This window comes from Phocaeicola sartorii JCM 17136 = DSM 21941 (genome assembly GCF_054653615.1).
The window spans coordinates 3,272,059-3,287,157 of record NZ_BAAIFW010000005.1 but is presented as its reverse complement, the minus strand read 5'-3'; the positions used below and the strand labels follow the sequence as shown (position 1 = coordinate 3,287,157).

The window sequence follows — 15,099 nt, the reverse complement described above, 5'->3', positions numbered from 1 at the left end:
ATAATACTCTTAGTGAAATCGAATATAAGCTGAAATGTTCGAAATAGAAAAGATATTTGGTAAATTATGTCTGATTTATGTTGGTTCTCAGAGTGATTGTCCCTTGGCAAGACAAGTGTGTGAAGGGGCGGACCGGGTGTGTTTTGACGATTGACGAAGGTTTTGTGAGTACGCCTTGTTATTTTTCCCGTCTCACTATAACTAATTTAAGTTGAAAAGAATGAAAAAAATCAGGCTAGGAACACTTGTCGCATGTATGTGCGTGTTATGGGGGTGCGAGAAACCCCATGTGAATATTGTGATGCCTCAGGAGGCGTCGAACCGGGTACAGTTTGCAGGGGAGCATTTGAAAAAAGCGCTGGAAGATGCGGGCTATTCATCTGCTGTGCTGACAGATACGGTGGGCATGGATAAAGAGGAGGTCTGCATCCTGCTGGCACAGGCTGCCGATACCACCGGACTGAAAAAGGAGGGATTTTCCATTTCTACCCGTGGAAACATGACTACAGTGACAGGAAACGATGGAAGTGGTGTGATTTATGGCTGTCGTGAATTGATAGACCATGTAGGGCAATACAACGACTTGAAGTTTCCGGCACAGCTGACGGACGCTCCCGAAATGGTGCTCCGCGGAGGTTGTGTGGGGATTCAGAAAATGGAATACCTGCCCGGAAGAGGGGTGTATGAGTATCCCTATACGCCTGAGAGCTTCCCTTGGTTTTATGACAAGGAACAGTGGATCAAGTACTTGGATATGCTGGTGGAAAACCGTATGAATTCCTTGTATCTGTGGAACGGACATCCGTTTGCTTCGTTGGTGAAACTGGAAGAGTATCCTTTTGCCGTGGAGGTGGACGAGGAAACTTTTAAGAAAAATGAGGAAATGTTCTCATTCCTGACTGCTGAAGCGGATAAACGCGGTATCTTTGTTATCCAGATGTTTTATAATATATTGTTGAGCAAGCCTTTTGCCGAACATTACGGGTTGAAGACACAGGATCGTAACCGTCCCATTACTCCGCTGGTCAGTGATTATACCCGCAAGTCGGTGGCAGCGTTTATAGAAAAGTATCCCAATGTAGGCCTGCTGGTATGCTTGGGAGAAGCGATGGATACCTACGAGGATGATGTGGAATGGTTCACCCGAACCATTATTCCGGGAGTGAAGGACGGACTGAACGCATTGGGACGTACGGACGAGCCGCCCATCCTGCTGCGTGCGCACGATACAGACTGCAAGATGGTGATGGATGCTGCGCTGCCGTTATACAAGAACCTTTATACCATGCATAAATACAATGGTGAGTCACTGACTACCTACGAACCGCGTGGTCCGTGGTCTAAAATACACTCGGACTTGAGTGCCTTGGGAAGTATCCATATCAGTAATGTACATATCCTGGCAAATTTGGAGCCGTGGCGCTGGGGATCTCCCGACTTTGTGCAGAAAGCGGTGACGGCCATGCACAAGGTACATGGAGCCAATGCCCTGCATCTGTATCCACAGGCCTCTTACTGGGACTGGCCGTACACGGCTGATAAGTTGCCGGATGGCAAACGGGAGTATCAGTTGGACCGTGACTGGATATGGTACAAGACGTGGGGACGCTATGCATGGAACTGCCGGCGCGACCGCTCATCCGAAGTGGAATTCTGGGACAAACAGCTGGGTGATTATTATGGTACGACTCCTGCCGAAGCCGGAGATATATTGGAGGCATACGAGCAGAGTGGAGAGATTGCTCCGAAGCTGCTCCGCCGTTTCGGTATTACGGAAGGGAACCGGCAGACTTTGTTGCTGGGTATGTTTATGAGCCAGTTGGTGAACCCCTATAAATATACCATCTATCCGGGATTCTATGAAAGTTGCGGACCGGAGGGCGAGAAGCTGATAGAATATGTGGAGAAGGAATGGAAGAAACAGCCGCATGTGGGCGAATTGCCGCTGGATATTGTGGCGCAAGTGGTGGAACACGGTGACAAGGCGGTGGCGGCCATTGACAAGGCTGCTGCAGCGGTGACCCGTAATAAAGCGGAATTCGGACGTTTGCAGAATGACATGCATTGTTATCGTGAATTTGCATACGCGTTTAATCTGAAAGTGAAGGCGGCACAACATGTGTTGAACTATCAGTGGGGAAAGGATCTGAACGAACTGGATGCTGCTATTCCATGGATGGAACAAAGTCTGGAGCATTATCGCAAGCTGGTGGCATTGACGGACAGCGCTTATTATTATGCCAACAGTATGCAGACCGCGCAACGCCGTATTCCGATCGGGGGCGATGGTGGCAAGAACAAGACTTGGAAGGAAATGCTGGTGCATTATGAAAATGAGCTGGCTAATTTCAAGGCGAACTTGCAGTTGCTGAAAGACAAGGCGGCAGGTAAGGTGACGGAAAGTGCGGCTGAGATAAAACCCTTGTCCGCTGCAAAGGTGAAGATGCTGAACGGACTGACTCCGGTGAAACTGGCGACGGGTGCAAGCCTTTTCTCTAATGTACCTGGTAAAGTAGATGCACTGGCCACCGAACTGGAAGGCTTGACTGCTTATAGAATGAACGGGGATGCACAGCGTAAGGAAGGTACGACGATAGCGTTTGAAGCGGCTGCTCCGGTGAACTTGTTGGTAGGTTATTTCCGCGATGACCAGAAGAAGTACGCGAAAGCTCCGAAACTGGAAACGGACGCTTCTGCCAATGATTACGGTCAGGCGGAACCGAAACTGACGAATGCCATACGCATAGCAGGTATGCCGCTGGCTAATGTACATGCTTATCATTTCGAGGCTGGAAAGCATACCTTGTTGCTGCCGAAAGGATATACGATGGTGCTGGGATTTACGGACGCACAGGTGACTCCGCGTAATGCAGGGCTGGCCGGTGCGGAGGAGACGATGGACTGGATGTTCTATTAGTAGCCGTGATAAAAAAGATAATTATGAAGAAGATATTGATATTGGCATTTTTACTGTTGTCACTGGGAGTATATGCCCAGCGTGAGGTCCCGCAATCGCGTATGGAGCAGATTTATGAGGAGGCCAAGACTCCTTATAAATATGGGCTGGCTGTAGCTCCTGCCGACAACAAGCATAAAATAGACTGCCCTACCGTGTTCCGCGAAGGGGATAAGTGGTATATGACCTACGTGGTTTACAATGGTAAAAGCGGACTGGACGGACGTGGATACGAGACATGGATAGCCGAAAGTGATAATCTGTTGGAATGGCGTACATTGGGACGTGTCTTGTCTTATCGTGACGGATTCTGGGATTGCAACCAGCGGGGTGGTTTCCCTGCATTGCCGGATATAGAGTGGGGAGGAAGCTATGCCCTGCAGACGTATAAAGGCAAGCATTGGATGACTTATCTGGGTGGAGAAGGGACCGGATATGAATCGGTGAACAAGCCGCTGTATATTGGTTTGGCCTGGACTGACCGGCCTTTGGGTTCCGCCCATGAGTGGCAGGCACAAGACCGGCCCGTGATGAGCATCCATGATAAAGACGCGCAATGGTGGGAAAAGCTGACCCAATATAAGAGTGTGGTCTATTGGGATAAGGAGAAAACACTGGGCGCACCTTTCGTCATGTTCTATAACGCCGCAGGACGGCATCCGGAAACGGATTTGAAAGCGGAACGGGTGGGTATCGCCTTGTCCAAAGATATGAAGAAGTGGAAACGCTATCCGGGCAATCCGGTCTTTGCACACGAAGCGGACGGAACCATCACGGGGGATGCTCATATCCAGAAAATGGGTGATGTATATGTTATGTTCTATTTCTCGGCGTTTGAACCCAGCCGCAAATACAAGGCGTTCAATACCTTTGCTGCCAGTTATGACCTGGTGCACTGGACCGATTGGAAAGGAGCGGATTTGATTATCCCTTCCAAAGACTATGATGAATTGTTCGCTCATAAAAGTTATGTGGTGAAACACAATGGGGTGGTATATCATTTCTATTGTGCCGTGAATGACGCGGAACAACGTGGCATAGCCATTGCGACCAGCAAGCCGATGGGACGTTCGCAAGTGCATTTCCCTAAACGGGAGGTGAAGAACCGCCGCATGGTGATGGAACTGGATAAAGGATGGAAAACATGGCTGACGGAAGCAACGCATCTGAAAGGGTTGTTTGCTCAACAGGCAATAGAAGTGAATATTCCTCATAACTGGGACGATTATTACGGTTACCGCCAACTGACGCATGGGAACCTGCACGGCACTGCCATGTACGAAAAGACCTTCACACTGGATAAGTCTCAGTTTCTAAATTCCAACTCTTCATTTGGAAAACGTTATTTCCTTCGTTTGGAGGGAGTGGGAACGTATGCCACTATCACATTGAATGGAAAGGACTTCGGCCGTCATCCCGTGGGGCGTACTACGCTGACACTGGATGTGACAGAGGCGTTGAAGCAGGGAGAGAACAGGCTGGTAGTGAAAGCGGAGCATCCTGAAATGATAGCCGATATGCCTTGGGTGTGCGGTGGCTGTTCATCGGAATGGGGATTCAGCGAAGGTTCCCAGCCTTTGGGCATTTTCCGTCCTGTAGTATTGGAAGCGACGGATGAAATACGCATCGAACCTTTCGGAGTGCATATTTGGAATGATGATAAGGCGGAAACGGTCTTCGTGGAAACGGAGGTGAAAAATTACGGGAAGACTGCTGAAACAGTAGAGATTGTGAATAAATTCAGCAACGCGGATGGTAAGCAGGTATTCCGTCTGACACAGAAAGTGACCTTGCAGCCGGGCGAGAGGAAAGTGGTGAAGCAGCAATCGCCGGTGCAGAATCCTGTCTTATGGAGTACGGAGAATCCTTATTTGTATAAACTGGCGAGTATGATAAAGCGTGGCAAGAGTACGACGGATGAGATTAGTACACCTTTTGGTATCCGTACCATCAGTTGGCCGGTGAAACGGGAGGACGGTGACGGACGGTTCTATCTGAACGGACAGCCTGTCTTTATCAATGGAGTGTGTGAATATGAACACCAGTTCGGACAAAGCCATGCTTTCAGCCGTGAGCAGGTGGCAGCTCGGGTGAAACAGATCCGTGCGGCAGGTTTCAACGCTTTCCGCGACGCTCATCAGCCCCATCACCTGGATTATCAGAAATATTGGGACAAGGAAGGAATCTTGTGGTGGACTCAGTTCTCGGCTCACGTGTGGTATGATACTCCGGAATTTCGTGAGAATTTCAAAAACTTACTTCGCCAATGGGTGAAGGAACGCCGTAACTCGCCCAGTGTGGTGATGTGGGGATTGCAGAACGAAAGCACGCTGCCTAAGGAGTTTGCCGAGGAATGCAGTGAGATTATCCGGGAAATGGATCCTACCGCCCGTACCATGCGTGTGATCACTACGTGTAACGGTGGTGACGGGACGGATTGGAATGTTATTCAGAACTGGAGCGGTACATACGGCGGTGATGTGAATAAGTATGGCCGTGAATTGTCGCAGAAGAACCAACTGCTGAATGGTGAGTATGGCGCATGGCGCAGCATCGGGTTGCATACCGAACCGGCTGCCTTTGACGCGAAGGGCGTATGGAGTGAGGAACGTATGTGCCAGCTGATGGAAACCAAGATACGGCTGGCGGAACAGGCTAAAGATAGTGTATGCGGACAGTTCCAATGGATATTCAGCAGTCATGATAACCCGGGACGCCGCCAGCCGGACGAAGCGTATCGCCGGATAGATAAGGTGGGACCGTTTAATTATAAAGGATTGGTGACTCCGTGGGAAGAACCGCTGGATGTATATTATATGTATCGTGCCAACTATGTACCGGCTTCTGAAGATCCGATGGTCTATCTGGCATCCCACACGTGGGAGGACCGTTTTGCGACAGGCCGCAGACGGGCTACCATTGAGGCGTATAGCAATTGTGACAGTGTGTTGCTGTACAATGATGCGGTGGATGCTGAATTCTTGGGACGGAAATTGAATCATGGGGTGGGTACCCATTTCATGTGGGAGAACCGCGATATCCGTTACAATGTGCTTCGTGCCGTGGGATACTTTAAAGGAAACCCGGTGGCGGAAGATGTGCTGGTGCTGGACGGTCTGGAAAATGCGCCTCATTTTGAGGCTCTTTACCGTGGCTCTGCTATAGTGCCTGTTGCTGCCGATCGGTTGAACGGAACAGCGTTGTTGAAAGGTGCTGAGGGATATACATATCTTTATCGTTTGAATTGTGGAGGAGACGCTTATACGGATACGTATGGTCAGGTATGGGCGCAGGATAACAGCCGTTACTCTCATTCGTGGGCGGAATCGTTTATCCATCCGTCGGATAGTGTACAGTTGTTGAGCCCTTATCAGGCGAGCCAGCGTACCACGAATGATCCCATTCATGGCACCCGGGACTGGAAGCTGTTCCAGACTTTCCGCTTCGGACGTCACAAACTGAATTTCCAATTCCCCGTTCCGGATGGCGAATACCGTGTGGAACTTTACTTTACCGAGCCTTGGCACGGTACGGGAGGCGGTGTACAGACGGATTGTGAAGGCTTGCGTATCTTTGATGTGGCGGTAAACGATAAAGTGGTTCTGGACGACTTGGATCTATGGGCTGAAGCGGGTCATGACGGTGCTTGCAAGAAGGTGGTGAATGCTACGGTGAAAGGTGGGGTTCTGAAGATTGATTTTCCGGAGGTGAAAGCGGGACAGGCTCTGGTTTGTGGCATTGCGATAGCTTCGGCCGCTTCTGTGGAGCCTGTTGCCAATCAAGGGGCTGATGACCGGAATGTAAGTTTCAGCTGGGCTGCACAAGACAAGGAGGTGATGGAAAAAACTCCCAAGGAATTATTGCCTGAGGATAAAAATGCCCGTGCTAATGTGACTTATCAAGCCGAGGACGCTGTGCTGAAAGGCAAGTTTATCAAGAAAGAGGTCAAGAAACAAACCGGTGTCTTCTTTGGTAAAGGTGAGAAAAACAGTATTACCTGGAATATCTCTACCGGTCTGGCACAGGTCTATGCCCTTCGTTTTAAATACATGAACGCTACGGGGAAGCCTATGAGGGTGCGTATGCAGTTCATTGACTCCAAAGGGGTGGTGCTGAAGGAGGATCATCTGACTTTTGCCGAGACTCCCGGAAAATGGCGCATGCTGAGTACGACAACGGGTACGTATATCAATGCCGGCTATTATAAGGTGGTGCTTTCCGCTCCGGATATGGAGGGGCTGGCGCTGGATGCGCTGGATGTGCAATAGGAGGGATGATTTCTGCAAATAGTAAGGGGAAAGTTTCAGCATTTAGCTTTTTTACATATCTTTGTGCGCTGAAACTAACCTCTTAAAAAATATGTTAATTGATTTACTGCATTCTTCTTATTTTTCGCTCTTCCTTATTGTAGCGTTGGGCTTTATGCTCGGAAGGATTAAGATAAAAGGTTTGTCGCTGGATGTGTCGGCCGTTATCTTCATAGCCTTGCTTTTCGGACATTTCGGTGTGATCATTCCTAAAGAATTGGGGAATTTCGGTCTGGTGCTTTTTATCTTTACCATCGGTATTCAGGCGGGTCCCGGTTTTTTCGATTCTTTCAGGAGCAAAGGAAAAACACTGATTCTCATCACCATGCTTATTATTTGCTCTGCTTGTCTGACGGTGGTAGGGCTGAAGTATGCTTTTGACATTGATACGCCCAGCGTGGTGGGATTGATAGCGGGTGCATTGACCAGTACGCCCGGTCTGGCGGTAGCTATAGACAGTACAAATTCACCGTTGGCTTCCATTGCATACGGCATCGCTTACCCGTTTGGAGTGATAGGGGTGATTTTGTTTGTGAAGCTGTTGCCCAAGATCATGCGGGTGGATCTGGATAAAGAAGCGCGCAGGTTGGAACTGGAACGGCGTAGCGGTTTTCCGGAACTGACAACTTGCATTTTCAGAGTGACTAATCAAGCGGTATTCGGACGTACTTTGGCACAAATCAATGCGCGTGCCATGACGGGGGCCGTTATTTCGCGGGTAAAGCATGAGGATGCTATATTGATGCCCAAGGCGAATACCATGTTGCTGGAAGGGGACTATGTGCAGGCGGTGGGAAGTGAGGAGGCGCTGAACCAGTTTGCCGTATTGGTTGGAGAACGGGAGGAAGGCGAATTGCCTCTGGACCAGACACAGGAAATTGAGTCTTTGTTGCTGACGAAAAAAGATATGATAAACAAGCAATTGGGAGATTTGAACTTGCAACGTAACTTTGGCTGTACGGTAACCCGTATCCGTCGAAGCGGTATAGACTTGTCGCCCTCTCCGGATCTGGCCTTGAAATTCGGTGATAAGCTGATGGTGGTCGGTGAACGGGAAGGACTCAGAGGCGTAGCCCGTTTGTTGGGGAATAATGCCAAGCAGTTGTCCGATACTGATTTCTTCCCGATAGCTATGGGGATCGTATTGGGCGTGTTGTTCGGTAAGATAAATATTTCATTTTCAGACAGTGTCTCTTTTTCACCCGGACTGACCGGAGGGGTGCTGATGGTGGCATTGCTGTTGAGTGCCGTGGGAAAGACGGGGCCTATATTGTGGTCTATGTCCGGTCCTGCCAATCAGTTGTTGCGCCAGTTGGGCTTATTGCTGTTTTTGGCGGAGGTGGGTACTTCCGCCGGTAAGAATCTGGTAGCTACTTTTCAGGAAAGTGGCTTGTTGTTGTTCGGAGTAGGGGCGGCCATCACTGTAGTGCCTATGCTGGCGGCTGTTGTGGTTGGCCGGCTGGTATTTAAAATCAGTTTGCTGGATTTGCTGGGAACCATCACCGGTGGTATGACCAGTACGCCCGGTCTTGCAGCCGCCGATTCCATGGTGGACAGTAATATTCCGAGTGTTGCATACGCTACGGTGTATCCCATTGCAATGGTTTTCCTTATCTTGTTTATACAGGTGATCGCTTCGGCGGTATATTGATTATAGCCGTTCAGGCTATGGATTCGAACAGCCCTTCTTTCCGATGACAATATCGGAGGGAAGGGTTTTCTTTTTACAATTTATACGGTACAAAATCATATTTCGTCCGTCTTCATCTGAAAAGAAAGAACATAAATATGAGAATATACGGATTGTTATTGTGCGGATGGATGGCGGCGTCTTTGCAGGCCCAACCCATAAATGATTGGGAAAATCAGCATGTACTTCAGATAAACCGGGAACCGGCAAGGGCTGCTTTTGTGCCTTTTGCCAAGCAGAAGGGGGACTGTTCGATGAGTCTGGATGGAAGATGGAAATTCCGTTGGACGCCTGTACCTTCCGAACGGATAGTGGATTTTTACCGCACGGACTTTAATGACAAGGATTGGAAAGATTTTCCGGTTCCTGCCAATTGGGAAATCAACGGATACGGAACGCCTATCTATGTATCGGCAGGATATCCGTTTAAAATAGATCCTCCACGGGTGATGGGGGAGCCTAAAGCCTCGTATACCACCTACAAGGAACGTAATCCGGTGGGGCAATACCGGCGTACTTTCACGCTGCCCGCCGGATGGAAGGCAAATGGACAGACTTTTCTTCGTTTTGAAGGAGTGATGAGCGCTTTCTATGTATGGATAAACGGTGAACGCATAGGGTATAGCCAGGGAAGTATGGAACCCAGTGAGTTCAATATCACCCGGTGGCTAAAACCGGGAGAGAATCAAATCGCTCTGGAAGTTTATCGGTATAGTGACGGATCTTACCTGGAGGATCAGGACTTTTGGCGTTTCGGTGGGATTCATCGCAGCATTCATCTGGTGCATACCCAGGATGTCCGCATCCGTGACTATGCAGTGCGTACACTTCCTGCTGACCGGGGAAATTATCAGGATTTCCGGCTGCTGATTGATCCGCAGTTCAGCGTTTATCAGGGAATGGACGGTAAAGGCTATACGTTGCAGGCAGTGCTGAAGGATGCCGATGGAAGAGAAGTAGTGAACATGACGGGAAATGTGGAAGATATACTGGACTTGGAACATAAAGCGGCACGGATGAATGAGTGGTATCCTCAGCGTGGCCCGCGCAAGATGGGACGTATGTCTGCCGTTATAAAATTTCCGCAGCGCTGGACTGCCGAGACTCCTTATTTATACAAACTGGAGCTTCGTTTGCAGAATGCCGGAGGACAAACCATAGAGCAGGTGGAACAGCCGGTAGGTTTCCGCAGCATAGAAATACAAGACGGGCAACTGCTGGTCAACGGTAATCCCGTCCGTTTTCGCGGAGTGAACCGCCATGAGCACGATCCGCGTACGGCACGCGTGATGAGTGAGGAGAGGATGTTGCAGGATATCTTGCTGATGAAACAGGCCAATGTGAATGCGGTCCGCACCAGCCACTATCCCAATGTGAGTCGTTGGTATGAACTGTGCGACAGCTTGGGACTGTATGTGATGGATGAGGCGGATATAGAAGAGCACGGATTGCGTGGAACATTGGCCAGTACACCCGATTGGCACGCTGCTTTTCTGGATCGTGCGGTACGTATGGCGGAACGCGATAAAAACCATCCTTCCGTAGTGATGTGGAGCATGGGGAATGAAAGTGGTTACGGACCTAATTTTGCGGCGATCTCCGCTTGGTTGCACGATTTTGATCCTACCCGTCCCGTACACTATGAAGGAGCTCAGGGAGTGAACGGAGAACCCGATCCGAAAACGGTGGATGTAATCAGTCGTTTCTATACCCGTGTGAAACAGGAGTATCTGAATCCCGGCATTCCCGAAGGGGAAGACAAGGAACGGGCGGAGAACGCACGTTGGGAACGCCTGTTGGAAATAGCGGAACGCACGAATGATAACCGTCCTGTGATGACCAGCGAATATGCACATTGCATGGGAAATGCTTTAGGTAATTTCAAGGAATATTGGGATGAGATGTACAGTAACCCACGTATGCTGGGTGGCTTTATATGGGACTGGGTGGATCAAGGTATTTACAAGACATTGCCGGATGGCCGCCGGATGGTGGCGTATGGCGGTGATTTTGGCGACAGGCCCAATTTGAAGGCTTTCTGTTTTAATGGAGTGGTGATGAGTGACCGTGAAACTACGCCCAAATATTGGGAGGTGAAGAAAGTATATGCCCCGGTTCAATTAAAAATTGAAAATGAAAAATTAAAAATTACGAACCGCAACCACCATGTGGGATTGGAAGGATATCGCTGTCTGTGGACGTTGATGGAGAATGGAAAAAAGGTGAAACAAGGGGAATTGGCTCTTCCGGCAGTGGTCCCCGGTGAAACGGGAACGGTGGCTTTGCCCGATGTCAAGATTAACAAGCAGGCTGATGTTCGATTGAATGTAAGTATGGTATTGAAAGAAGATGCTTTATGGGCGAAGGCCGGGCATGAGATTTTAAAGGAACAGTTTGCCTTGAATGATCATTTGATGGCGGTGGCTGACGGCGTACAACCGGGTAAACGTAAAAGTAAGGTTTCTGCTTTGGATTTATGGAAAGATAGTTATTTTCAAGCTTTCCGTGCTCCGACGGATAATGATAAAAGTTTCGGTAACTGGTTGGCCAAGGATTGGAAGAATCAGGGATTGGATGCTCCTCAAGTAGAGGTGATTACTCCCGAAACGGAAACTCAGGAAACGGATGACACCGTATCGAAGAAATCGGTAGTAGAATATCGTTATGCCAAGGGTAGCATCCGTGTCTCTTCCCGGTATAAAATATATGCGGATGGAACGGTAGATCTGGAACAGACTTACCTGCCACAAGGAGAATTGCCGGAATTGCCTCGTCTGGGCAGTGCATTTGTACTGGGAGAAGAATACGAAAATCTTTCCTGGTACGGTCGTGGCCCTTGGGAAAACTATCCCGACCGTAAGACGTCCTGTCTGATAGGTCGATGGAGCAGCAAGGTGAGTGAACAGTACACACATTACCCCCGTCCTCAGGATAGCGGCAATCACGAGGATGTTACCGAGGTGATTCTGACCAATAAGCAGGGGAAAGGTATCCGGGTGACGGCCATAGACCGGCCGTTCTCATTTTCGGCCTTGCATTACACAGTAGATGATATTTATAAAACCACTCATGATTGTGACTTGAAACCGAGAAAGGAAGTTATTCTCAGTTTGGATGCTGCGGTCTTAGGTTTAGGAAACAGTAGTTGCGGTCCCGGAGTACTGAAGAAGTATGCCATTGATAAGCAGAAGCCTCATACGTTGCGGGTACGCTTCAGCCTCATTAAATGATGTAGAGGTAAGAAAATATCGAATCTAATTAAAAATCAACTATAAAAATGAAAAGAACAACAGCTTTTTTATCACTCCTTGCTTTATCGGCAGGTTTGTGGGCGCAGCCATCCGTAAAGACAGAACGCCAATACCTGTCAGGACGTGGTTGTGATGATATGGTGCAATGGGATTTCATGTGTACCGGTGGCAATAACTCTGGAAAATGGACGAAGATCGGAGTACCTTCTTGCTGGGAACTGCAAGGATTCGGTACTTATCAATATGGTATGAAATTCTATGGTAAGGCTTTTCCCGAAGGAGCAGCCGATGAACAAGGCTTGTATAAATACGAGTTCGAGTTGCCTGCCGAATGGAATGGTAAACAGATAGAATTGGTATTTGAAGCCTCTATGACTGATACGCAGGTAAAGATAAACGGTCGTAAAGCCGGCTCCATGCATCAGGGCGCTTTTTATCGCTTCATTTATAATGTGAGTGACCGGGTATTCTTTGGTCCGGATAAAAAGAATGTGCTCGAAGTAACCGTGAGCAAGGAAAGTGCGAATGCAGGGGTTAATTTGGCCGAGCGCCGTGGTGACTATTGGAACTTCGGAGGTATTTTCCGTCCGGTATTTATCGTGGCGAAACCGGCTCAAAATATAGACCGTCTGGCCATAGACGCGAAGGCGGATGGGAAATTCTATGCAGATTGTTTCTTGAATATGGCTGTAGAAGGTGCTAAAGTGCATACCGTCTTAACAGATGCCAAAGGAAAGAAAGTGGCCGAAAATACCTCGGATGTCCGTACGGGCAGCGACCGTGCTTCGGTGAATATCGCTGTGAAATCTCCGGAATTATGGACGGCTGAAACTCCGGCCATGTATCAGGCTACCTTTACACTGCTTGATAAAGCAGGAAAAACACTACATGTTGAAAATCAGAAGTTTGGTTTCCGTACCATTGAAACACGTGAAAGTGACGGATTGTATATCAACGGTCGGCGTGTGATGATTAAAGGGGTGAACCGTCATAGTTTCCGTCCTGAAAGCGGACGTACACTGAGCAAGGCAAAGAACATTGAAGATGTATTGCTGATCAAGAGCATGAACATGAATGCCGTCCGCCTGAGTCATTATCCTGCCGATCCCGAATTTTTTGAAGCTTGTGACTCGCTGGGGCTTTATGTAATGGATGAGTTAAGCGGCTGGCATGGCAAGCACGAAACCATCAACGGGCAGAAGCTGGTAAAAGAAATGATTACCCGTGATGTGAACCATCCATGTATCATCTGGTGGAGCAACGGCAACGAAAAAGGTTGGAATACCGAACTGGATGGTGAATTTCACAAATACGACCCTCAGAAGCGCCCGGTGCTTCATCCGCAAGGCAACTTCAGTGGCTATGAAACCATGCACTATCGTTCTTACGGAGAAAGCCAGAACTATATGCGTCTGCCCGAAATATTTATGCCGACCGAGTTCCTGCATGGATTGTACGACGGAGGACACGGAGCCGGACTGTATGATTATTGGGAAATGATGCGCAAACATCCCCGTTGTGCCGGAGGTTTCCTTTGGGTACTGGCCGATGAGGGCGTGAAGCGTGTGGATATGAATGGATTCATTGACAACTGCGGCAATTATGGAGCCGATGGTATTGTAGGTCCGCACCACGAAAAAGAGGGCAGTTACTTTACCATCAAGCAGGTGTGGTGTCCTATTCAAATCATGACCGATAGCCTTGACAGCCAGTTTGACGGCAAACTGAAAATAGAGAACCGTTACGATTTCCTGAATGCGAATACATGCCGTTTCACTTATAAATATGTACAATTGCCTTCTGTAACCGATAAGGGGGGAATGAAAGTGATGAAACAGGGTGAAGTGAACTGTCCCGATATTCCTGCTCATGGTGCGGGTACACTGACCATTCCTGCGGCTGTCAAGGGAGCCAATGCTTTGATGCTGACAGTAACGGATAAGCAGGGGAATGACCTCTTTACGTGGAGTTATAAACTGGACGATGTTGCCGGATTGCAGCAGGCTTCTGCCGGCAATAAACCTTCTTATAAAGAAACTGCCGATGCATTGACGGTGGATGCCGGAGGACGTACATTTACTTTCTCTCAGAAAGACGGACAACTGAAAGGGGTGAAGATGGGAAGTCGTACCATCAGCCTGACGAATGGCCCCCGTTTCATTGCCGCCAAGCGTTCGGACCGTTCTATGGACCAGTTCTATAACCATGATGACAAAGAGGCTGAAAAGAAGAAAACCCAATACACTACATTTGATGATGCCGGTCGTTTTACAGGCTTTGCCGTGCGTGAAGAAGGCAATAACATAGTGGTTACCGCTACTTACAAACTGGGATGTTTTGATCAGGCTGTATGGACGATCGCTCCTGACGGTACCGCTGCTATAGACTTTACATACAACTTCAGCGGTGTGGTGGATTTGATGGGAGTCATGTTTGATTATCCGGAAGACAAAGTATTGAGCAAGCGTTGGGTAGGTGACGGTCCTTACCGTGTATGGCAGAACCGTTTGCATGGCCCGCAGTTGGGCGTATGGGAAAATGAGTATAATGATCCCATTCCTGCTGAAAGCTTTACTTATCCCGAATTTAAAGGGTACTTTGCTAATGTGCAATGGATGACTTTGAAAACACAGGAAGGAACGATAAGTATCTGTAACCGTACTCCTCAGAATTATGTAGGGGTTTACCAGCCTCGCGACGGTCGTGACGGATTGCTTTATACTTTCCCGGCTACCGGCATCAGTCTGATGAAAGTAATTCCTCCGGTACGTAATAAGGTGAATACTACTGATCTGATAGGCCCGTCATCGCAAGCGTTTTGGGCAGACGGAGAATATGGAGGTGGCATCACACTGAAATTTGAATAACAGATATAAGAATGAATCAATGTGCTGA

5 protein-coding genes are annotated in these 15,099 nt (G+C 48.6%); all 5 read left to right on the top strand.

Features of this window, described 5'->3' with window-relative positions; genetic code table 11:
* Positions 1-220: 220 nt before the first annotated feature.
* The 5 genes from ACYQ0C_RS13985 to ACYQ0C_RS13965 all read left to right on the top strand — a co-directional run bounded on the left by ACYQ0C_RS13985 (position 221) and on the right by ACYQ0C_RS13965 (position 15,071).
* Positions 221-2,917, top strand: coding sequence for an alpha-d-galacturonidase (locus tag ACYQ0C_RS13985; RefSeq protein ID WP_016275986.1), 2,697 nt, complete (start codon positions 221-223; stop codon positions 2,915-2,917).
* Between the two features lie 23 nt (positions 2,918-2,940).
* Positions 2,941-7,224: a beta-d-glucuronidase/beta-L-arabinofuranosidase gene (locus tag ACYQ0C_RS13980; protein WP_016275987.1), complete on the top strand. Its 4,284-nt coding sequence runs from the start codon at positions 2,941-2,943 to the stop codon at positions 7,222-7,224.
* Between the two features lie 91 nt (positions 7,225-7,315).
* Positions 7,316-8,914 (top strand): aspartate:alanine exchanger family transporter, encoded by a 1,599-nt coding sequence (locus ACYQ0C_RS13975; protein ID WP_016275988.1) that lies wholly within the window; start codon positions 7,316-7,318, stop codon positions 8,912-8,914.
* A gap of 137 nt (positions 8,915-9,051) precedes the next feature.
* On the top strand, positions 9,052-12,183 hold the full coding sequence (locus ACYQ0C_RS13970) for a glycoside hydrolase family 2 TIM barrel-domain containing protein (protein WP_016275989.1): 3,132 nt from the start codon (positions 9,052-9,054) through the stop codon (positions 12,181-12,183).
* Between the two features lie 47 nt (positions 12,184-12,230).
* Entirely contained in the window at positions 12,231-15,071 is a 2,841-nt protein-coding gene (locus ACYQ0C_RS13965) for a glycoside hydrolase family 2 protein (protein WP_016275990.1), read from the top strand.
* Positions 15,072-15,099: the final 28 nt, after the last annotated feature.

Excerpts from the sequence above, each read along its gene's own strand:
- ACYQ0C_RS13970 (WP_016275989.1), top strand. The coding sequence starts at position 9,052 with ATGAGAATATACGGATTGTTATTGTGCGGATGGATGGCGGCGTCTTTG.
- ACYQ0C_RS13975 (WP_016275988.1), top strand. The coding sequence starts at position 7,316 with ATGTTAATTGATTTACTGCATTCTTCTTATTTTTCGCTCTTCCTTATT.
- ACYQ0C_RS13985 (WP_016275986.1), top strand. The coding sequence starts at position 221 with ATGAAAAAAATCAGGCTAGGAACACTTGTCGCATGTATGTGCGTGTTA.
- ACYQ0C_RS13980 (WP_016275987.1), top strand. The coding sequence starts at position 2,941 with ATGAAGAAGATATTGATATTGGCATTTTTACTGTTGTCACTGGGAGTA.
- ACYQ0C_RS13965 (WP_016275990.1), top strand. The coding sequence starts at position 12,231 with ATGAAAAGAACAACAGCTTTTTTATCACTCCTTGCTTTATCGGCAGGT.